The organism is Mycolicibacterium setense, from assembly GCF_000805385.1.
GTDB lineage: Bacteria > Actinomycetota > Actinomycetes > Mycobacteriales > Mycobacteriaceae > Mycobacterium > Mycobacterium setense.
On sequence record NZ_JTJW01000006.1, the window covers coordinates 326,975 to 346,629 of the forward strand.

Genomic DNA, 19,655 nt, shown 5'->3' on the forward strand with positions numbered 1-19,655 from the left:
GTTTTCGAGTGAGCATTTTCGCAGCGGCGACCGGTATCGGTTCCTGGCCCGGCACAGAGCCCCGCGCGGCCGCAGAGGTCGTGGTCGGTGAACTGCACACCCTGTCGCACCTCGTGGAGCTTCCTGCACGCGGAATCGGCGCCGATCTGATCGGGCGGGCCGGGGCGCTGCTGGTCGACATCGGCATCGACACCGTGCCGCGCGGGTACCGTATCGCCGGCGGTCGCAGCACTGCGCTACGGCGGGCGGTGAGCCTGCTCGGCGAGGACGTCGACGCGCTCGAAGAGGCCTGGGAGCGTGCCGGACTGCGGGGCAGTGGCCGTGCGGTCAAGGTGCAAGCTCCCGGCCCGATCACGCTGGCCGCTCACCTCGAACTGCCCAACGGGCATCGGGCCATCACCGATCGCGGTGCGCTGCGCGACCTTTCGGCCTCGCTCGCCGAGGGGCTGGCGATCCACCGCGCCGAGGTGGCCCGGCGGCTGGAGACTCCGGTCGTGGTCCAGCTCGACGAACCGTCGCTACCCGCGGCGCTCGCCGGCCGCCTTTCCGGAATCACCAGCTTCACACCGGTGCATCCGGTGGATGAGCCGTTGGCGATGAACCTGCTCGACGCGTGTGTCACGGCGGCCGGCACGGACGTCGCACTACACAGCTGCGCGCCTGACCTGCCGTGGAAGGCGTTGTTGCGCAGCGCTGTTCACGCGGTGTCGGTCGATGTGTCGACCCTGACGCCGGCTGATCTGGACGGTATCGGAGAGTTCGTCGACTCGGGACGCACCGTGCTGCTCGGCGTGGTGCCATCGACCGCTCCCCAGGACGGACCGTCAGTCGAAGAGGTCGCCCGGTCAGCAGTGACGCTGACCGACCGGCTCGGCTTCAACCGGGCAGTCCTGCGGGACCGCATCGGCATCACGCCGTCGTGTGGGTTGGCCGGCGCCACCGCGCAATGGGCGCGTACCGCGGTGGAACTCGCGCAGAAGGCGGCCGATGCTTTCGCCGAGGACCCGGACGCCATCTAGAAAAGGCAACCAAAAGGTTGCGCATGGCTCGCTATGGACTTAGGCTAAAAGGCAACTGAAAGGTTGCTTATGAGTACTGATCGGATCGAGAAAGAAGTCCTGCTGAAGGCGCCCCTGGACCGGGTGTGGCGGGCCATCAGCGATTCCGACGAATTCGGCCGCTGGTTCGGAGTCCGGTTCGACGGGCCGTTCGTCGCCGGGAGATCGGTCAACGGAGTGATCACGCCGACCGAGGTCGACGACGAGGTCGCGGCCATGCAGGAGCCCTACGCCGGTGAAGCCGACGCCTGGCACATCGTGGCGGTCGAGCCGCCGCATCGGTTGGCCTTCCGCTGGCATCCGTTCGCCGTCGAACCCGGCTCCCGCGAACCGGAGGCGCCAACCACGCTCGTCGAGTTCATCCTGGCCGAGGCTGACGGCGGGGTGCTGCTCCGGATCGTCGAATCCGGGTTCGATGCGATTCCCGCGGCGCGGCGGAAGTCGGCGTTCGACGCCAACAGCGAGGGTTGGGCCCACCAGGCTGAGATGGTGCGCAAGTACCTCGCGCTCGGCGAGCCGGTGTGAGCATCACCGTCGCCGAGCGCGCACCAATTTTCGACGCGCTCGGCGATCCCAACCGGTTGCGCATCGTCACCCGGCTCTGTGAGGGTGGACCGTGCTCGACAGTGCAACTGACGCAGGTGATTCCGGTGACGCGTCAAGCCGCGACCAAACACTTGCTGCTACTGGAGGCGGTGGGCCTGGTGACCAGCGATCGCAAGGGCCGGGAACGCATCTGGCGGATCCAGCCCGAACCACTGGTGCAGGCAAGCGACTACCTGACAGCCCTTTCACGCCGCTGGGACAATGCGATCGACCGCTTGCGGGCCTACGTCGAGGACTGAGCGGTCCTGCGCTCAGCATGACAATAGACGACGACTATCTGCTGCGGAGCTCCCGGCGCAGGATCTTGCCGGCCGACGACTTGGGGATCGCGTCGATGAACTCGACCTGGCGCACCTTCTTGTAGGGCGCGACCAGTCCGGCCACGAACGCCATCACTTCGTCGGCGCTCAACTCCGACGAAGGCTGTTTGACCACAAAGGCTTTCGGTACTTCCTCGCCGGATTCTCTGTCCTGCACCCCGATCACCGCAGCATCGGCGATACCGGGGTGGCCGAGCAGCACGGCCTCCAGTTCGGCGGGCGGCACCTGGTAGCCCTTGTATTTGATGAGTTCCTTCAGCCGGTCCACGACGTAGACGCAGCCGTTGGCATCGACCTGGGCCAGATCTCCGGTGTGCAGGAACCCGTCGGCGTCGATGGTCTCCTCGGTGGCCGCGTCATTGTTGAGGTAACCGGCCATCACATTGGGCCCCTTGAACCACAGTTCGCCGGTCGCGCTCAAACCCTCTGCCGGGATCTCGATTTCATCGCCGGTGTCGGGGTCGACCAGCTTGCTGACGCTGTTGGGCACGGTCCAGCCGCACGAGTCCAGCGGCGCCACCGTGCCGCACGACGCCAGTCCACCGTCGTGCGGAGTGATGTGGCTGACCGGACTCAATTCGCTCATGCCGTAACCCTGAGACACGGTGCAGCCCAGGCGATCTGCCACGGCGCGGCCGAGGTCGGCATCGAGCGATGCGGCGCCGGACAAGACTGCCCGCAATGAGGACAGGTCATAGGAATCGACCAGCGGATGCTTGGCCAGGGCGACGGCCACCGGCGGGGCGATGTAGACGAATGTGCACCGGTGGTTGGCGATGTTGCCCAGGAAATCGCCGAGATCGAACGACGGCATGATGACCAGTTGGGCGCGGGCGTGCAGGGCGGCATTGAGCAGCACTGTCATGCCATAGATGTGGAAGAAGGGCAGCACGGCCAGCAGTCGGTCATCGGCGGTCAGACCCTGTAGCGGTCGGATCTGTGCGACATTGGCCGTCAGATTGGCGTGGGTGAGCATGACGCCCTTGGGATTCGCCGTGGTTCCCGAGCTGTAGGGGAGGGCGGCGAGATGAGTGGCCGGATCGAAGCTCACATCCGGTGCGGGGCCCTCGGCGCCGAGGCCGTCGCCGTCGAGCACCACCACGAGATCCTCGGTGAGGCCGGCCCCTGCTGCTCCCTCGAGCGCTTGGGGCAGCAGAGCGCTGACCGTGACCAACAGGCGGGCATTCGAATCCTTGAGCTGCTTGGCGATGTCGCGGGCGGTGAACAACGCGTTGACGGTGGTGGCGGTGGCACCCGCGCGCAGGATCCCGTGAAACGCGATCGCGAAACCCGAACTGTTCGGTGACAGCAGTGCCACCACGTCGCCGACACCGATTCCGCGGGCGGCCAGGCCGCCGGCGAACGCGTCGATCCGGCTCACCAGCTCGCCATAGCTGGTCTCGGTGCCGGACTTGGCGTCCACCAAGGCGATCCGGCCGGCATCGGCTGCCGACATGTCGGCGAACAGGTAGTCGTAGACGCTGACCGTAGGCAGATCGACGTCGGGGAATGGGCTGGCGATACTCATGGCTGCTTCCGATCAGTTCTCGTCGAGTTGTTTGATGAGCCGGCGCGAGGCGACCAGGCGGAACGAGGCGTCGACAAGTTCGCGAACCTCGCCCCAATCCACCTTCGCCGCAGTGAAGTCCAGACCAAGCCAGCCGAAGGGCCCCATGTAGGCCGGGAAGAAGAAACGGCTGTCCTGTTCGAGTGCCCGTCGGTCGCTCTCGTCGACCTTGATCAGCAGTGAATGCGGATACGGCACCATCTCGCCGCGGCCCTCGGGTTTGACGTTGCCGCCGTACATGGCGAACATCTTCGGCGCGCAGAACACCGGCCTGCCCCACGAGATCTTCTCGAACGCTTCGGGAAATCCCAGGGCAACGGTGCGGAGTTCGGCCAGGCCCAAGTCGTCGTCGCTGAACATGATCGGGTGCGGCATCCCCTCAGATTAGTGGGACGCCCGGTACCGTCTGCGACCAGCGGCTGACTCCCGTGTCATAGCCCTGGACTAACCTGCGGGGGTGACCTCGAACGACACTGGAGACGCTGACCTGCGACGACGTTGGCAGGAACTCGCAGAAGAGGTGCGAGGCCACCAGTTCCGGTACTACGTCAAAGACGCGCCGATCATCTCCGACGCCGATTTCGACGTGCTGCTGCGGCAGTTGCAGGCACTCGAGGAGGAGCACCCCGAGCTGCGGACCCCGGATTCCCCGACCCAACTCGTCGGCGGCGCCGGGTTCTCCACCGAATTCGCCCCGGCCGAGCATCTGGAACGGATGTTGTCCCTGGACAACGTGTTCGATTCCGACGAGCTGTCGGCCTGGGCGGCGCGGATCAGCGGGGAGACAGGCAACGCCGCGCACTTTCTGTGTGAGCTGAAGATCGACGGCGTCGCGTTGGCGCTCGTCTATCGCAACGGCCGGCTGGTCCGGGCGGCCACCCGCGGTGACGGGCGCAGCGGCGAGGATGTGACGCTCAACGCCCGCACCATCTCCGACATCCCGGAGCGGCTCACGGGCTCCGATGAGTTTCCGGTGCCCGAGGTGCTGGAGGTGCGCGGCGAGGTGTTCTTCCGGGTCGCCGACTTCGAGGAGCTCAACGCCGGGTTGGTCGCCGAGGGCAAACCGCCGTTCGCCAACCCCCGCAACAGCGCAGCGGGCTCGCTGCGGCAGAAGAATCCGGCGGTCACCGCGCGCCGGCGGCTGCGGATGATCTGCCACGGTCTGGGGCACATCGAAACCCCGGCGGGGTTCCCGTTCAAGTCGTTGCACGACGCCTACCGGGCGCTGGGCCAGTGGGGCCTGCCGGTGTCCGAGCACACCGCGAAGGTCTCCGATGTCGCCGCCGTCGCCGAGCGCATCGCCTACTGGGGTGAGCACCGCCACGACGTCGACCATGAGATCGACGGTCTGGTGGTCAAGGTCGACGAGGTGGCGCTGCAGCGCCGGCTCGGCTCGACCTCGCGCGCGCCTCGCTGGGCGGTGGCCTACAAATACCCGCCGGAAGAGGCGACCACGAAACTGCTCGACATCCGGGTGAGCGTCGGCCGCACCGGCAGGGTCACCCCGTTCGCCTACATGGAGCCGGTCAAGGTGGCCGGTTCGACCGTCGGGCTGGCCACGCTCCACAACGCGACCGAAGTTCAGCGCAAGGGGGTGCTGATCGGCGACACCGTGGTGATCCGCAAGGCCGGCGACGTCATCCCCGAAGTGCTCGGCCCTGTGGTCGATCTGCGCGACGGATCCGAGCGTCCGTTCGTCATGCCGACCAACTGCCCTGAATGTGGCACGGTGCTGGCGCCGGCCAAGGAGGGTGACGCCGACATCCGCTGCCCGAACACCCGCAGTTGCCCAGCCCAGTTGCGGGAGAGGGTGTTTCATGTCGCGGGCCGCGGCGCGTTCGACATCGAGGGGCTGGGCTATGAGGCGGCCACCGCGCTGTTGCAGGCCGGGGTGATCGCCGACGAGGGCGACCTTTTCACCCTCACCGCCGAACAGTTGTTGCGCACCGAACTGTTCACCACCAAGGCCGGCGAGCTGTCGGCCAACGGCAAGCGGCTGCTGGCCAACCTGGACAAGGCCAAGGCCCAGCCGCTGTGGCGGGTGCTGGTGGCGTTGTCGATCCGCCATGTCGGCCCCACCGCCGCGCGGGCGCTGGCCACCGAGTTCGCCAGCCTGGACGCCATCATCGCGGCCCGCGAGGAGCAGCTTGCCGCGGTGGAAGGTGTGGGCCCGACCATCGCCGCGGCCGTCGTCGACTGGTTCACGGTCGACTGGCACCGCGCCATCGTCGACAAATGGCGCGCGGCCGGGGTCAGGATGGCCGACGAGCGCGACGCCAGCATCGAACGCACCCTGGAAGGGCTGTCCATCGTGGTGACCGGGTCTCTGCCCGGGTTCTCCCGGGACGAGGCCAAAGAGGCCATCATCAGCCGCGGCGGCAAGGCCGCCAGCTCGGTCTCCAAGAAAACCGCGTATGTGGTCGCGGGGGACGCACCGGGATCCAAGTACGACAAGGCGGTGGAACTCGGCGTCCCCATCCTCGACGAGGACGGCTTCCGGACCTTGCTGGCCGAAGGCCCGCCGTCGACCCCGGACGAGTCAGAGCCTGACGACAGCTAGGGGCACTCAGCGCAGGATCGTGGCGACGATCCCGGCCAGGTAACCCAACCGGGCGACCTCCGACGGCCGGAATCCCGGACCGCCGGGACGGCCCAGCACGACGGCGGTGTTGTGATCGCCCAAGGGCGCGGCGGCCAGTGTGGTGTCCATATCGCGCCACACCTGAGGCACCCAGTCCTCGGTGCCGTCGAGCGCGGCAGCCTGCTCGAGCGGCAACCACGGCGCCGAGCGGGCCTGCGTCTCGGGCGCGCCGTGGCTCCCGGCGATACGTTCGACGCCGGTCGCGGTTGCCCGGACCACGACGCACCAACTGACGCGCAGAACCCGGGGCGCCTCTTCGGCGAGGACCCGCAACCGATCGGCCTTGGCACGTGCGGCCGCGACGTGGTCGATCAACTCGAGCTCGCGGTGCGCCTCCAGCAGCCCGATGTGGGGACGGATGCTGTCGACATAGACCCCGGAGAGGTTCTCGGCGGCGGTGATCAAAGTGTCGGGCATCGAGCCCTGCGGCAGGTCGACGACCAGATCGTCGATCGCATAGCCGGTTCCGCGCTCGACGACGTCGAGCGACAGGATGTCGGCACCGACCGACCCGAGCGCCACGGCGAGCGAGCCGAGGCTGCCTGGTCGGTCCTCTAGCTGGACCCGCAGCAGATACGAAGGCACGCGCATCACCTTCGCACAGCGCGCAGTCCGCGGCATGCCGATAACCCGCCGGGAGTACCGCCGAGGCGAGGCCGGTTTGGTGGCTTGACTAGGCTGCTTTGTCGTGTCGAAGATCTCCCGAGACGAGGTAGCCCATCTGGCGCGTCTGGCGCGTCTGGCGCTGACCGACGACGAACTGGACAGTTACGCCGGCCAGCTGGATGCCATCCTCGGCCACGTCAGCCAGATTCAGTCCGTCGACGTCACCGGTGTGGAACCCACGGACAACCCCCTGGCTCGGCGGGCAGGAGCGCAGCGACCCGGGGAGGAGTCCGGGATCGTCAACGTCAGCCGGCCTGACGTCGTTCAGCCGTGCCTGACCCAGGAGGAAGCGCTGGCCGCCGCGCCGCGCGCCGAAGACGGGCGCTTCGCCGTGCCGCGAATTCTCGGAGAGGGTGAATGACGGGCATGAGTGAGCTGACCCGCCGCGACGCGGCGACACTGGGTGCACAGATCGCGGCCAAGGAGGTCTCCTCAACCGAGGTGACCCAGGCCCATCTGGACCAGATCGCGGAGACCGACGACCGCTTCAACGCCTTCCTGCATGTGGCGGCGGATTCCGCGCTGGCCGCGGCGGCCCGGATCGATGCCGCCGTCGCCGCCGGTGAGACGCTGCCCTCGCCGCTGGCCGGGGTGCCGCTGGCGCTCAAGGACGTCTTCACCGCCACCGACATGCCGACGACCGCAGGGTCGAAGATCCTGGAGGGTTGGCGTGCGCCGTACGACGCGACGGTGACCACCCGGTTGCGCGCCGCAGGCATCCCGATTCTGGGCAAGACCAACATGGACGAGTTCGCCATGGGGTCGTCGACCGAGAATTCGGCGTACGGCCCGACGCGCAACCCGTGGAACACCGAGCGGGTGCCCGGAGGTTCGGGTGGCGGTAGCGCCGCGGCGCTCGCCGCGTATCAGGCGCCGCTGGCCATCGGCACGGACACCGGCGGGTCGATCCGCCAGCCGGCCGCGCTGACTGCGACCGTCGGTGTGAAGCCGACGTACGGCACGGTGTCGCGCTACGGCCTGATCGCCTGCGCGTCCTCGCTGGATCAGGGTGGTCCCTGCGCCCGCACGGTGCTGGACACCGCGCTGCTGCACCAGGTGATCGCCGGTCATGACGCGCGTGACTCCACCTCGGTCGACGCGCCGGTGCCCGACGTGGTCGGTGCCGCCCGGGCCGGTGCGGCGGGCGATCTCAAGGGCGTGCGGGTCGGCGTCGTCAAGCAGCTGCGCGGCGAGGGCTACCAGCCCGGCGTGCTGGAATCGTTCAATGCCGCCGTCGCTCAGCTGACCGCGCTCGGTGCGGATGTCACCGAGGTCGACTGCCCGCACTTCGACCATGCGATGGATGCCTACTACCTGATCCTGCCCTCGGAGGTGTCGAGCAACCTGGCACGCTTCGACGCGATGCGGTTCGGGCTGCGCGTCGGCGATGACGGCACGCACAGCGCCGAGGAGGTCATGGCGTTGACCCGGGCCGCCGGATTCGGCCCAGAGGTCAAGCGCCGGATCATGATCGGCACCTACGCGTTGTCCGCCGGCTATTACGACGCCTACTACAACCAGGCGCAGAAGGTGCGGACGCTGATTGCCCGCGACCTGGAGCAGGCCTACCAGAGCGTGGACGTGCTCGTCTCCCCGGCGACGCCGACGACGGCGTTCCGCTTGGGGGAGAAGGTCGACGATCCGCTCGCCATGTACCTGTTCGACCTGTGCACGCTGCCGCTGAACCTCGCCGGGCACTGCGGCATGTCGGTGCCGTCGGGTCTCTCACCCGACGACGGCCTGCCCGTCGGTCTGCAGATCATGGCCCCGGCCCTGGCCGACGACCGGCTGTACCGCGTCGGCGCGGCCTACGAGGCCGCCCGCGGCCCGTTGCCCAGCGCGTTGTAGGCGGGCCCGCCCCTATCCCCGGCATGGCGGTGTCAGTCGGGGCAAGATGGTGCTCATGCGCATCGGAGTTCTCACCGGCGGTGGTGACTGTCCTGGCCTGAACGCGGTGATCCGGGCGGTGGTGCGTACCTGCGACCAACGGTACGGCTCGTCGGTGGTCGGATTTCTCGACGGCTGGCGAGGTTTGTTGGAGGATCGCCGAATCCAACTGGCCAACGACGATCGCAATGATCGCCTGCTGGCCAAGGGCGGCACCATATTGGGCACCGCGCGGGTCAATCCGGACAAGTTGCGGGCGGGTCTGGACCAGATCAAGCAGACCCTCGAGGACAACGGGATCGACGTGTTGATCCCGATCGGCGGCGAGGGCACGTTGACCGCCGCGCACTGGTTGTCCGAGGAGAATGTCCCGGTGGTCGGGGTGCCGAAGACCATCGACAACGACATCGATTGCACTGACGTGACTTTCGGCCACGACACGGCACTGCAAGTGGCGACGGAGGCCATCGACCGGTTGCACAGCACGGCCGAATCGCATCAGCGCGTCATGCTGGTCGAGGTGATGGGCCGGCATGCCGGCTGGATCGCGCTGAACGCCGGGCTGGCCTCGGGTGCGCACATGACGCTGATCCCCGAGCAGCCGTTCGATGTCGAGGAAGTCTGCCGCTTGGTCAAGAAGCGGTTCCAGCACGGGTCCTCGCACTTCATCTGCGTGGTGGCCGAGGGCGCGAAACCCGCCGAGGGCACCATGCAACTGCGCCAGGGCGGCATGGACGAGTTCGGCCACGAGAGATTCACCGGCGTGGCGCAGCAATTGGCGCTCGAGGTGGAGAAGCGGATCAAGAAGGACGTCCGGGTCACGGTGCTCGGTCACGTCCAGCGCGGCGGAACGCCGACGGCCTACGACCGGGTGCTGGCCACCCGGTTCGGCGTGAATGCCGCTGACGCCGCGCATGCCGGCGAGTTCGGGATGATGGTGGCGTTGCAGGGGCAGGACATCGGCCGGGTATCCCTGGCCGATGCAACGCGCCACCTCAAACTGGTACCGCAGTCCCGTTACGACGACGCCGCCGAGTTCTTCGGCTGAGGGAATTCATGCAGTCTTGAGAGCTTCGCGGCGCAGCAACTGCCACATCGACGGAGTGTCGACTGTTGTCGAAACCGTCACGGTGGCACCGGTTTCGACTGGTTCGGCCAGCTTCAACAGATAGTCGGCGAGATCGGTGCGCGAGGTGAAAGCGCCTACCGGGTCACGCCGCCCGGCGATGTAATCGGTGACATAGGGCAGGTCGAACAGTCCGGACGGCTGCACGATGGTCCAGTCCAGCCCGCTGGCGGCCACGATGTCCTCCATCCGGCGCATGTCCGCGTAGAGCGTTTTGCCGAAGATGCGGGTGATCACGGGCTGGACCACACGCAGCGCGATGGGCATATCGGTCCGGCCGGGGTAGTCGGCGATGGCGGTGGAACTCACCACGGCAAGGCGGTCGACTCCGGTCGCGCGCATCGCGGTGACGATGTTCCCCACACCGACCGAGTACGTGTCGACGGGATCCATGGTGAACGTGACGCCCAGGGTGGACAGCACCGCGTCGGCGCCCTCGACCACGGCGCTGACCGCTGCCGCGTCGTGCACATCGGCTTCGGCCACCGTGAGCGCGGCAGCGCTGATCGGAAACTGTCCGGGGTGGCGGGTGACCGCCACGACGGTGTGCCCGGCGTCGAGGGCGCGGCGGGTGAGCAGACGTCCGGTTGCCCCGTTGGCGCCGAAGATGACGATTCGCATGTGGCCTCCCAAATAGTCACTAATAGTGACAATCACTATAAGGGACAATCATCGATGGTGCTAGTGTCCGCTACGTGGCTGATGAACCGATCGGCGTCTGCGCGCTGGATCAGCGCATACCGTTCCTGCTGTCCCAACTCGGCGCACATGTCGCCGAGGAGTTCAAAGCCAGGCTCGAACCACTGGGCCTGCACCCCCGGGCCACCGCGGTCCTGCTGGCGCTGGCCGCCGCTGACGGACAATCGCAGCGCGAGCTCTACGAACGCCTGGGTCTGCACCGCAATGTCATGGTCACCCTGATCGACACGCTGGAAGCCGAGGAGCTCGTCGAACGCCGGCCACACCCCGACGACCGGCGCGCATTCGCCGTCTCACTGACCGGGCGGGCGCGTGAACTGATCCCGGCGCTCGACGACGCGGGCCGTGCGCTCGAGGGCGAGCTCACCGCACCGCTGTCCGATGACGAACGCGAGGCGTTGCGAGACACGCTGCGGCGGCTGTCCGCTGCGGCCGGCCTGATCCCCGGCGTCCACCCCGGACTGGCCTGAACGGGCGCCCATTAGGATCGACGCCATGTCTGCCGCTACCGCTGAACTCGTTGACTACGACGACGTCATCGCCGCCTACGAGCCCGTGATGGGCATGGAGGTGCACGTCGAGCTGTCCACGGCCACCAAGATGTTCTGCGGCTGCGCCAATCGGTTCGGCGCCGAGCCCAACACGCTGGTCTGCCCCGTGTGCCTCGGGCTGCCGGGCTCTCTGCCGGTGCTCAACGACGCGGCCGTCGAGGCGGCGATCCGCATCGGCCTTGCGCTCAACTGCGACATCGCCCCGTGGGGCCGGTTCGCGCGGAAGAACTACTTCTATCCCGATCAGCCCAAGAACTATCAAATCTCGCAGTACGACGAGCCGATCGCCGTCGACGGATACCTCGACGTGCCGCTCGACGACGGCACCACCTTCCGCGTCGAGATCGAGCGCGCGCACATGGAGGAGGACACCGGCAAGCTGACGCACCTGGGCAGCGATACCGGGCGCATCGCTGGCGCGACGACCTCGCTGGCCGACTTCAACCGGGCCGGCGTTCCACTGATCGAGATCGTCACCAGGCCGATCGAGGGCACCGGTGCCCGCGCCCCCGAAATCGCCCGCGCCTATGTCACCGCACTGCGAGACCTGTTGCGCAGCTTGGGTGTATCGGATGTGCGCATGGACCAGGGTTCGATGCGGTGTGACTCGAACCTGTCCCTCAAGCCGGTTGGTGCCACTGAGTTCGGCACCCGCACCGAGACCAAGAACGTGAACTCGCTCAAGAGCGTCGAAGTTGCCGTCCGGTACGAAATGCGCCGTCAGGCAGCGGTTCTCAACTCGGGCGGCACGGTCACCCAGGAGACTCGGCATTTCCACGAGGACGGCTACACCTCGCCGGGGCGCAGCAAGGAAACCGCGCAGGACTACCGCTACTTTCCCGAGCCCGACCTTGAGCCGATTGCTCCCAGCGATGAGCTGGTCGACCAGCTGCGTCAGACCATCCCTGAGCTGCCGTGGTTGGCGCGCAAGCGGATTCAGGAGGAGTGGGGCGTCTCTGACGAGGTGATGCGCGACCTGGTGAACATCGGCGCACTCGACCTGATCACCGCCACCGTCGCCCACGGCGCCTCCAGCGAGCAGGCCCGCGCCTGGTGGGGCAACTTCCTGGTGCAGAAGGCCAACGAAAGCGGCGTCGAACTCGACGCGCTGCCCATCACCCCGGCCCAGGTGGCCACCGTGGTCAAGCTCGTCGACGAGGGCAAGCTGTCGAACAAGCTGGCCCGGCAGGTGGTCGAGGGCGTGCTGGCCGGTGAAGGCGAACCCGAGCAGGTCATGGCCGACCGGGGGTTGGCGCTCGAGCGTGACGACTCGGTGATCCAGGCGGCCGTTGATAAAGCGCTCGAGGCTCAGCCCGACGTCGTGGAGAAGATCCGCGGCGGCAAGGTCCAGGCCGCCGGTGCGATCGTCGGTGCGGTGATGAAGGCGACCAAGGGATCCGCCGACGCGGCCCGAGTTCGCGAGTTGGTCCTGGCCGCCTGCGGCCAGAGCGGATGAGCGCCGGTCAGCTCACCGAACGCGCGAACATCGTCATCGCCGCAGCGGCATATTGTTCGAGCCGCTCGCGCGGATAGTTGTCCGGATCGTGGACGGCCAGGCGGCCCAACATCTCGGCGAACGACAGCAAGGTATGCCCGAGCAGTTCCGGGTCAAGGGCGGCCAGCCGGGGATCGACCGCGATGCCGGCCTTGGCCATCTCCTCGACCTGCGTGAGGATCTGGTTGCGCGCGTTGCGGACGGCCGCCCGATAGTCCCGCGGAGCGCTGTCGGGCACCGTGAGGATCAGTCGCCAGCGGGTCGGATTCTCCAAGACGCAGCGCAGGAAACCGGTGACCGTCGCGGTGTAGGCGTCGGTCGGGCTCGCCGCGGACAGATTCTTGGGCATGGCGTTCAACACCTGGTTCAGCCCATGCTGATGTTCGCGGATGAGCAGGGCGGTCACCAGTTCGGTTCGCGTCCGGAATGCGGTGTAGAGGACGGGTTTGCCGACACCGCCTGCCTCGGCAACGGCTTCCATCCTCAGCTCGTGCAAGGGGCAGTCGTGGAGCACCGACAGCGCCGCGTCGAGTAGTTGCTCGCGCCGTTCTTCACGCGGTAGCCGCGGAGCATATCTGCGGCGCTGGCGGTCAGGCACCCGGCCAATGGTACGTGATAGGCGAACCATTTCTAAGGGTCTGTTGTGAGATTCCGATGCGTACCGAGCGGTCTGCGGGCTGGGTTCCACCGCAGTCCGCCGAGTCGCAGCGGAACGAAATATGTTGTGGCTCAGGTGTTATCGGCGTTGCTGCGCGGGAAGCCGCCGCCCTGCGGGAAGAGCGGGAACACGACGTCGTCGAAGCTCTCGGCATCGCCCGCGGTTCGATTGACCGTCGCGCCCCACACGTTGCCGTCGGGGGAGAGCTGCAACGCCCACGCGTGGCCGCGCACGTTATCGCGGACCACCTCCGGGTCACCGGTGACCGCGCCCGTATCGGGGGCCTGGCGCACCGCGACGGTCTTCTTGGAGCTGACGAGGTTGACCAGCACGGTGCCCTCCAGGGCAGCGCACCCGGCAACCCCGGGGCGGTCCGGCCAGGTCCACACCGTGGACACCTTGGAGTCCTTGGTGACCCGCTGCAGGCGGTCTGCGCTCGGGGTGCGGTCGGTGACGTAGAGCGAGCCGTCCGACGAATCGACACACATGGCCCCGGCGGCCCCCAGTCCGCTCAGCGCCGTGGTGATCGGGGCCTGGTTGACCGTGGTGGGCTGCTCGATGCGCAGCACCTTGCCGGCCAGCGACGCGGGATCGGCGGCCAGTGCCGGATCGCCGGCGTCGCCTGTCTGCACCAACAGGGTGGTCTTGCTGGTGAAGGTCAGTGACCCCATGTTGCCGCTGGCGCCCTTGGGGATTCCGGTGAGGATCGGCTTGGGTACGTCTCCGTCGGCGATGCGGATCACCCGGTTGTCGGTCGGTGTGCTGACGTAGGCGTACATCAACCGGTCCTGGCCGTAGGTCGGCGACAACACAATGTCCATCAGGCCGCCGTCGCCGGACGGATCGACCGGAATCGTGACCTTCACCTTCGGCTCGGCCTTCACCGACACCTGCTTGACCGCGCCGGTGAGCCGCTCTCCGACCAGGGCGGACTGGCTGTCGGGCAGCATGACCAAACCGCTGGTGCTGTCCAGGCAGCCCTGCATCACACCTGTCGCCTTGCATTCCTTGGGGAACGGCTTGGCCGGCAGTGGTGGAGGTGGCGGCGGGGTCGTGGTCGGCCCCGGTTCCATCTTCGGTTCCGTGGTGAAAGGCTCGGACTGGGCCGCGTCGAACCGGGCGCAGCCCGAACCGACCAGCATCGCGGCACACAGAACGGCGGCCACCCCCGTCATCCGCCGACGCGATTTCATGCCGCCAGATTACGGATGCCTCGGCAGTACGCGCCACGTCGGGACCACGCACCAGGTCCATAGCAGCCCGATACCAGGCAGAAGCGCCGGGGTAAATACCCCGATCGGACCGACCTTGCACTTACCCTGGCAGCTGTGACCAGTCACCCGCAGGACCCACAAGCCTGGCAACGACCGGGTTACTCGGACGATTCCGCCAGGCCGGCCGGGGCCAGCCTGGTCGACCCAGAAGACGATCTGCCGTCGGCGACATACGGCGGGGACTTCGAAACCACCGCGATTCCCCGCTACGACTCCAAATCGGACGACCAGTCGGCGTTCAGCATGGTCTCCGACCCTGAGCCACTGCCGTACGCGCAACCGGGCGGACCTGCCCCGATCGGGCCTTTCGCGGCCGAACCGGCCGAGATCGAGCGCGACGAATTCGTGGACGACCGGGTCAGGGCTGCCGGTCGCAGAGGTACCCAGGACCTCGGTCTGCTGATCCTGCGCGTGGCCCTCGGTGGGCTGATGATCATCCATGGCCTGCAAAAGGCCTTCGGTTGGTGGGGTGGCCCGGGACTGGACGGGTTCAACTCATCGCTGAACGAGATGGGCTTCAAGAACGCCGACATTCTCACCTATGCGGCCACCGGAGGGCAGATCGCCGCCGGTGTCCTTTTGGTTCTGGGCCTGTTCACGCCGATCGCGGCGGCCGGCGCGCTGGCTTACCTGATCAATGGGGTGCTCGCGACGGCGATGGCGGCCCATGAGCAGGCCCGGCTCTCGGAGGTCATCACCGACGGCACCGAATACCGGATGATCGTCCTCGTGGCTGCGGCCGCGATCATCCTGACCGGCCCGGGCCGCTACGGATTCGACGCCGGTCGCGGCTGGGCCCGACGACCCTTCGTCGGATCATTTGTGGCCCTGTTGCTCGGCGTGGCCGGCGGCATCGCCATCTGGGTGCTGCTCAACGGCGGTAATCCGCTCGGCTGAGCGCTGACCCGTCAGGCGTACGGATTCGGTACGCGGCCGCCGCTCACCTCGGTCAGCAACGGCAATGTCGCGAAAGTCACGGCGGGCAGGCGCAGGTCGGTTCCGTCGTCGAGGTCGGCAATCGCCCACGACGACCGGTCGAATCGCAGTCCCTTGATATCGCCCCACGACACTGTGCGGCTGCGGGTGAGGGAACGTGCTGTGACGGTGTCGGCATCGGCGGTGGTGCGGTACCGAATGATGGCCGCCGACAAGACAATCGGGATCACCAGCAGCACTGAGAACAAGGTTGGATTGCTCAGCACCAGGGTCAGTAGGCCGAGCGTCAGGAAGCCGACTGCCAGGTGCGCCATGGGCGATATCCGGATGACGACAGGGGCGGTTGCCGATCGTGCGCTCACGGGTTCATCCTTGCACCAGCGCACGCTCGGCCCGTCGGCCGTCACCCGGTTGCCCCAGCACATGGGCGGTCCGCCGCGCGGCTCGTGGTCGTCCTGTGGTCGTCCTGCTGAGGGCGAATTTGACCTTTAACCTGTACGGCAGCTACCGTCAGGTGCTATGCACACCCCCGGATCGCTCGTAGTAATTGGTTGGCGCGTTGATGCCGCGCTGGCCCCCTGCCGGGCATAGCCGACCGCATCGACGCGCCACCCTCGTACAGCTACCGGCTGACGGGGGTTTTTTATTTGCCAAAAGGCGCCGCCACCAGTGAAAAAAGAGATTTCCTGAAAAGGAACGTGAATAGGACCGTGAAGAGGACATCGTGAGCGCACCGACAACGCGACCGCCAGCCCGGTCGGGAGCAGCGCCTGCCAACGGCGCAGCCAAGTCCAAGTCAGATTCGGCACAGCCCAATCGGGTTGCACCGCAGCAACTCACCGGCGCCCAGGCCGTCGTCCGGTCGCTGGAAGAGCTCGGTGTCGACGTCGTGTTCGGTATCCCCGGCGGCGCCGTGTTGCCGGTCTACGACCCGCTCTTCGACTCGCAGAAGCTACGCCACGTGCTGGTTCGCCATGAGCAGGGCGCCGGCCACGCGGCCAGCGGCTATGCCCACGCCACCGGCAAGGTCGGCGTGATGATGGCGACCTCGGGTCCGGGCGCGACCAACCTGATCACGCCGCTGGCCGACGCCCAGATGGACTCCATCCCCGTGGTGGCCATCACCGGGCAGGTGGGTCGCAGCCTGATCGGCACCGACGCCTTCCAGGAAGCCGACATCACCGGCATGACCATGCCGATCACCAAGCACAACTTCCTGGTGCGCAACGGTGACGACATCGCCCAGGTGATGGCCGAGGCCTTCCACATCGCCCGCTCGGGCCGCCCGGGCGCGGTGCTCGTCGACGTTCCCAAGGACATCCTGCAGGGCCAGTGCACCTTCTCCTGGCCTCCGCAGATGGACCTGCCCGGCTACAAGCCCAACACCAAGCCGCACAGCCGTCAGGTGCGTGAGGCGGCCAAGCTGATCGCCGCGGCCGCCAAGCCGGTGCTCTATGTCGGCGGCGGTGTCATCCGAGGCGAGGCCAGTGCCGAACTGCTCGAACTGGCCGAACTGACGGGCATCCCGGTCGTCACCACGCTGATGGCCCGCGGGGCGTTCCCCGATAGCCACCCGCAGCACCTGGGTATGCCGGGCATGCACGGCACCGTGGCCGCTGTGGGTGCGTTGCAGCGCAGCGATCTGCTGATCGCGCTGGGTACCCGGTTCGACGACCGGGTCACCGGCCAGCTGTCCACCTTCGCCCCTGACGCGAAGGTGATCCACGCCGACATCGACCCCGCCGAGATCGGCAAGAACCGGCACGCCGACGTGCCGATCGTGGGGGACGTGAAGGCCGTCATCACCGACCTGATCGAGGTGCTGCGCCGCGACGGAATCACAAGCGCCGCACTGAAACTCGACAGCTGGTGGGAGTACCTGTCCGGCCTCAAGTCGACCTACCCGCTGAGCTACGGCCCGCAGAGTGACGGCAGCCTGAGCCCCGAGTACGTCATCGAGAAGCTCGGCCAGATCGCCGGACCCGAGGCGGTGTACGTGGCCGGCGTGGGCCAGCACCAGATGTGGGCCGCGCAGTTCGTCAAATACGAGAATCCGAAAACCTGGCTGAACTCGGGCGGCCTCGGCACCATGGGCTACGCCGTCCCGGCGGCCATGGGCGCCAAGTTCGCGCGCCCCGAAGCCGAGGTGTGGGCCATCGACGGCGACGGCTGCTTCCAGATGACCAACCAGGAGCTGGCCACCTGCGCCATCGAGGGCGCGCCGATCAAGGTGGCGTTGATCAACAACGGCAATCTGGGCATGGTTCGGCAGTGGCAGACGCTGTTCTACGAAAAGCGCTACAGCCAGACCGATCTGGCGACGCACTCGCGCCGGATCCCCGACTTCGTCAAGCTGGCCGAGGCGCTCGGCTGTGTCGGGCTGCGCTGCGAGCGGGCCGAGGATGTCGAGGACGTCATCAACCAGGCCCGGGCCATCAATGACCGCCCGGTCGTGATCGACTTCATCGTCGGCGCCGACGCGCAGGTGTGGCCGATGGTCGCCGCCGGTACCAGCAACGACGAGATCATGGCGGCCCGGGACATCCGGCCGCTGTTCGACGAGAACGACGCCGAGGGGCACGCCTGATGAGCAACACCACCCCCACGCACACCCTGTCGGTGCTGGTCGAGGACAAGCCCGGCGTTCTCGCCCGAGTGGCGTCGCTGTTCTCGCGGCGCGGCTACAACATCCAGTCCCTGGCTGTCGGTGCCACCGAGCAGAAGCACATGTCCAGGATGACGATCGTGGTCAGTGTCGAGGAATCGCCGCTGGAGCAGATCACCAAGCAGCTCAACAAGCTGATCAACGTGATCAAGATCGTCGAGCAGGAGGACGACAACTCGGTGTCCCGCGAGCTCGCGCTGATCAAGGTGCGTGCCGACGCGAGCAACCGAGGGCAGGTCATCGAAGCGGTGAACCTGTTCCGCGCCAAGGTCGTCGACGTTTCGACCGAGTCTCTGACCGTCGAGGCAACCGGCACCCCGGAGAAGCTGGAGGCCCTGCTGAGGGTCCTGGAGCCCTACGGTATTCGCGAGATCGCACAGTCCGGCATGGTGTCGGTCTCGCGCGGACCCCGTGGGATCAGCGCAGTGAAGTAAGCACGTCAAGTACGTTTATCGGCTGTAGAGCTAGAAAGAGAAGGAAAATTTCGCATGGCAGTTGAGATGTTTTACGACGCCGACGCGGACCTGTCGATCATCCAGGGTCGCAAGGTCGCCGTCATCGGCTACGGCAGCCAGGGGCACGCGCATTCGCTGTCGCTGCGCGACTCGGGCGTCCAGGTCAAGGTCGGCCTGAAAGAGGGCTCGAAGTCCCGCGTCAAGGTGGAGGAGCAGGGCCTCGAGGTCGACACCCCGGCCGAGGTGGCCAAGTGGGCCGACGTGATCATGGTGCTCGCGCCCGACACCGCGCAGGCTGAGATCTTCAAGAACGACATCGAGCCCAACCTTGAGGACGGCAACGCGCTGTTCTTCGGTCACGGCCTCAACATCCACTTCGACCTGATCACGCCGCCGGCCAACGTCACCGTCGGCATGGTCGCCCCGAAGGGCCCCGGCCACCTGGTGCGCCGCCAGTTCGTCGACGGCAAGGGTGTGCCCTGTCTGATCGCCGTCGATCAGGATCCCAAGGGTGAGGGCCAGGCCCTGGCGCTGTCGTACGCCGCCGCCATCGGTGGTGCCCGCGCCGGCGTCATCAAGACCACCTTCAAGGAAGAGACCGAGACCGATCTGTTCGGTGAGCAGGCCGTGTTGTGCGGTGGCACCGAGGAACTGGTGAAGACCGGTTTCGAGGTCATGGTCGAGGCGGGCTACGCCCCGGAGATGGCCTACTTCGAGGTGCTGCACGAGCTCAAGCTCATCGTCGATCTGATGTACGAGGGCGGTATCGCCCGCATGAACTACTCGGTGTCCGACACCGCGGAGTTCGGCGGTTACCTGTCCGGACCGCGTGTCATCGACGCCGGCACCAAAGAGCGGATGAAGGACATCCTCAAGGACATTCAGGATGGCACCTTCGTCAAGCGGCTGGTCGCCAACGTCGAGGGCGGTAACAAGGAGCTCGAGGGCCTGCGCAAGGCCAACGCCGAGCATCCCATTGAGGTCACCGGCAAGAAGCTGCGCGACCTGATGAGCTGGGTCGACCGGCCGATCACCGAAACGGCCTAGATTT

Annotated in this window: 20 protein-coding genes; 13 read left to right on the forward strand and 7 right to left on the reverse strand. The window is 67.1% G+C overall.

Features of this window, described 5'->3' with window-relative positions; genetic code table 11:
- Positions 1-8: 8 nt before the first annotated feature.
- From QQ25_RS12220 to QQ25_RS12230, 3 genes are all read left to right on the forward strand, one after another.
- On the forward strand, positions 9-1,019 hold the full coding sequence (locus QQ25_RS12220) for a uroporphyrinogen decarboxylase/cobalamine-independent methonine synthase family protein (protein WP_039378933.1): 1,011 nt from the start codon (positions 9-11) through the stop codon (positions 1,017-1,019).
- Positions 1,020-1,088: 69 nt separating this feature from the next.
- Complete coding sequence (locus QQ25_RS12225; RefSeq protein ID WP_039378935.1) at positions 1,089-1,583, forward strand: SRPBCC family protein; 495 nt, start codon at positions 1,089-1,091, stop codon at positions 1,581-1,583.
- The gene (locus QQ25_RS12230; protein ID WP_039378936.1) at positions 1,580-1,903 is read left to right on the forward strand and encodes an ArsR/SmtB family transcription factor; all 324 of its coding nucleotides are present in this window, start codon (positions 1,580-1,582) and stop codon (positions 1,901-1,903) included. Before QQ25_RS12225 ends, QQ25_RS12230 begins: the two co-directional genes overlap by 4 nt.
- A 34-nt stretch (positions 1,904-1,937) precedes the next feature.
- On the opposite strand, the gene QQ25_RS12235 is transcribed toward QQ25_RS12230, so the two are convergent.
- The gene (locus QQ25_RS12235) at positions 1,938-3,512 is read right to left on the reverse strand and encodes a 4-coumarate--CoA ligase family protein (RefSeq protein ID WP_039318734.1); all 1,575 of its coding nucleotides are present in this window, start codon (positions 3,510-3,512) and stop codon (positions 1,938-1,940) included.
- A gap of 12 nt (positions 3,513-3,524) precedes the next feature.
- A complete protein-coding gene (locus QQ25_RS12240) occupies positions 3,525-3,926 on the reverse strand; it encodes an MmcQ/YjbR family DNA-binding protein (protein WP_039318736.1) in 402 nt (133 codons plus the stop codon).
- Between the two features lie 82 nt (positions 3,927-4,008).
- Between QQ25_RS12240 and ligA the strand changes: the two genes are divergently transcribed.
- Entirely contained in the window at positions 4,009-6,111 is a 2,103-nt protein-coding gene (gene ligA / locus QQ25_RS12245) for an NAD-dependent DNA ligase LigA (protein ID WP_039378937.1), read from the forward strand.
- A gap of 6 nt (positions 6,112-6,117) precedes the next feature.
- On the opposite strand, the gene QQ25_RS12250 is transcribed toward ligA, so the two are convergent.
- Entirely contained in the window at positions 6,118-6,786 is a 669-nt protein-coding gene (locus QQ25_RS12250) for an ACT domain-containing protein (RefSeq protein ID WP_204354908.1), read from the reverse strand.
- Positions 6,787-6,880: 94 nt separating this feature from the next.
- On the opposite strand from QQ25_RS12250, the gene gatC reads away from it, so the two are divergent.
- From gatC to QQ25_RS12265, 3 genes are read left to right on the forward strand one after another with little or no spacing between them, the layout of a single operon-like run.
- A complete protein-coding gene (gene gatC, locus QQ25_RS12255; protein ID WP_039318740.1) occupies positions 6,881-7,219 on the forward strand; it encodes an Asp-tRNA(Asn)/Glu-tRNA(Gln) amidotransferase subunit GatC in 339 nt (112 codons plus the stop codon).
- A 5-nt stretch (positions 7,220-7,224) separates the two neighbouring features.
- Positions 7,225-8,706, forward strand: a complete 1,482-nt coding sequence (gatA, locus tag QQ25_RS12260; RefSeq protein ID WP_039320342.1) for an Asp-tRNA(Asn)/Glu-tRNA(Gln) amidotransferase subunit GatA — start codon at positions 7,225-7,227, stop codon at positions 8,704-8,706.
- A 55-nt stretch (positions 8,707-8,761) separates the two neighbouring features.
- Positions 8,762-9,793: an ATP-dependent 6-phosphofructokinase gene (locus QQ25_RS12265; protein WP_039379863.1), complete on the forward strand. Its 1,032-nt coding sequence runs from the start codon at positions 8,762-8,764 to the stop codon at positions 9,791-9,793.
- A gap of 6 nt (positions 9,794-9,799) precedes the next feature.
- On the opposite strand, the gene QQ25_RS12270 is transcribed toward QQ25_RS12265, so the two are convergent.
- Complete coding sequence (locus QQ25_RS12270; RefSeq protein WP_039378939.1) at positions 9,800-10,492, reverse strand: NAD(P)-dependent oxidoreductase; 693 nt, start codon at positions 10,490-10,492, stop codon at positions 9,800-9,802.
- A 74-nt stretch (positions 10,493-10,566) separates the two neighbouring features.
- Between QQ25_RS12270 and QQ25_RS12275 the strand changes: the two genes are divergently transcribed.
- Both QQ25_RS12275 and gatB read left to right on the forward strand, forming a co-directional pair.
- Complete coding sequence (locus tag QQ25_RS12275) at positions 10,567-11,040, forward strand: MarR family winged helix-turn-helix transcriptional regulator (protein ID WP_039378940.1); 474 nt, start codon at positions 10,567-10,569, stop codon at positions 11,038-11,040.
- 25 nt (positions 11,041-11,065) lie between these two features.
- Entirely contained in the window at positions 11,066-12,577 is a 1,512-nt protein-coding gene (gene gatB / locus QQ25_RS12280) for an Asp-tRNA(Asn)/Glu-tRNA(Gln) amidotransferase subunit GatB (RefSeq protein WP_039318746.1), read from the forward strand.
- Positions 12,578-12,584: 7 nt separating this feature from the next.
- Here gatB and QQ25_RS12285 read toward each other — a convergent pair whose 3' ends face one another.
- Together QQ25_RS12285 and QQ25_RS12290 are read right to left on the reverse strand one after the other, a co-directional pair.
- Positions 12,585-13,244 (reverse strand): TetR/AcrR family transcriptional regulator, encoded by a 660-nt coding sequence (locus QQ25_RS12285; protein WP_052235787.1) that lies wholly within the window; start codon positions 13,242-13,244, stop codon positions 12,585-12,587.
- A gap of 101 nt (positions 13,245-13,345) precedes the next feature.
- Positions 13,346-14,467 (reverse strand): PQQ-dependent sugar dehydrogenase, encoded by a 1,122-nt coding sequence (locus QQ25_RS12290; protein ID WP_198530789.1) that lies wholly within the window; start codon positions 14,465-14,467, stop codon positions 13,346-13,348.
- Positions 14,468-14,602: 135 nt separating this feature from the next.
- Between QQ25_RS12290 and QQ25_RS12295 the strand changes: the two genes are divergently transcribed.
- Positions 14,603-15,445 carry a DoxX family protein gene (locus tag QQ25_RS12295; protein WP_039318750.1) on the forward strand — a complete coding sequence of 281 codons (843 nt, stop codon included), beginning with the start codon at positions 14,603-14,605 and terminating at the stop codon, positions 15,443-15,445.
- 11 nt (positions 15,446-15,456) lie between these two features.
- Here the strand turns inward: QQ25_RS12295 and QQ25_RS12300 are convergent, their stop codons facing one another.
- Entirely contained in the window at positions 15,457-15,798 is a 342-nt protein-coding gene (locus tag QQ25_RS12300; RefSeq protein WP_052235788.1) for a PH domain-containing protein, read from the reverse strand.
- 410 nt (positions 15,799-16,208) lie between these two features.
- Here QQ25_RS12300 and QQ25_RS12305 point away from each other — a divergent pair, with 410 nt between their 5' ends.
- Genes QQ25_RS12305 through ilvC form a run of 3 tightly spaced genes read left to right on the forward strand, consistent with a single transcriptional unit; the run spans position 16,209 to position 19,651 of the window.
- Positions 16,209-18,071 (forward strand): acetolactate synthase large subunit, encoded by a 1,863-nt coding sequence (locus tag QQ25_RS12305; RefSeq protein WP_039378941.1) that lies wholly within the window; start codon positions 16,209-16,211, stop codon positions 18,069-18,071.
- The gene (gene ilvN, locus QQ25_RS12310) at positions 18,071-18,583 is read left to right on the forward strand and encodes an acetolactate synthase small subunit (RefSeq protein WP_019343133.1); all 513 of its coding nucleotides are present in this window, start codon (positions 18,071-18,073) and stop codon (positions 18,581-18,583) included. The genes QQ25_RS12305 and ilvN overlap by 1 nt, the downstream gene beginning before the upstream one ends.
- A 54-nt stretch (positions 18,584-18,637) precedes the next feature.
- Positions 18,638-19,651 carry a ketol-acid reductoisomerase gene (gene ilvC / locus QQ25_RS12315; RefSeq protein WP_029111412.1) on the forward strand — a complete coding sequence of 338 codons (1,014 nt, stop codon included), beginning with the start codon at positions 18,638-18,640 and terminating at the stop codon, positions 19,649-19,651.
- Positions 19,652-19,655: the final 4 nt, after the last annotated feature.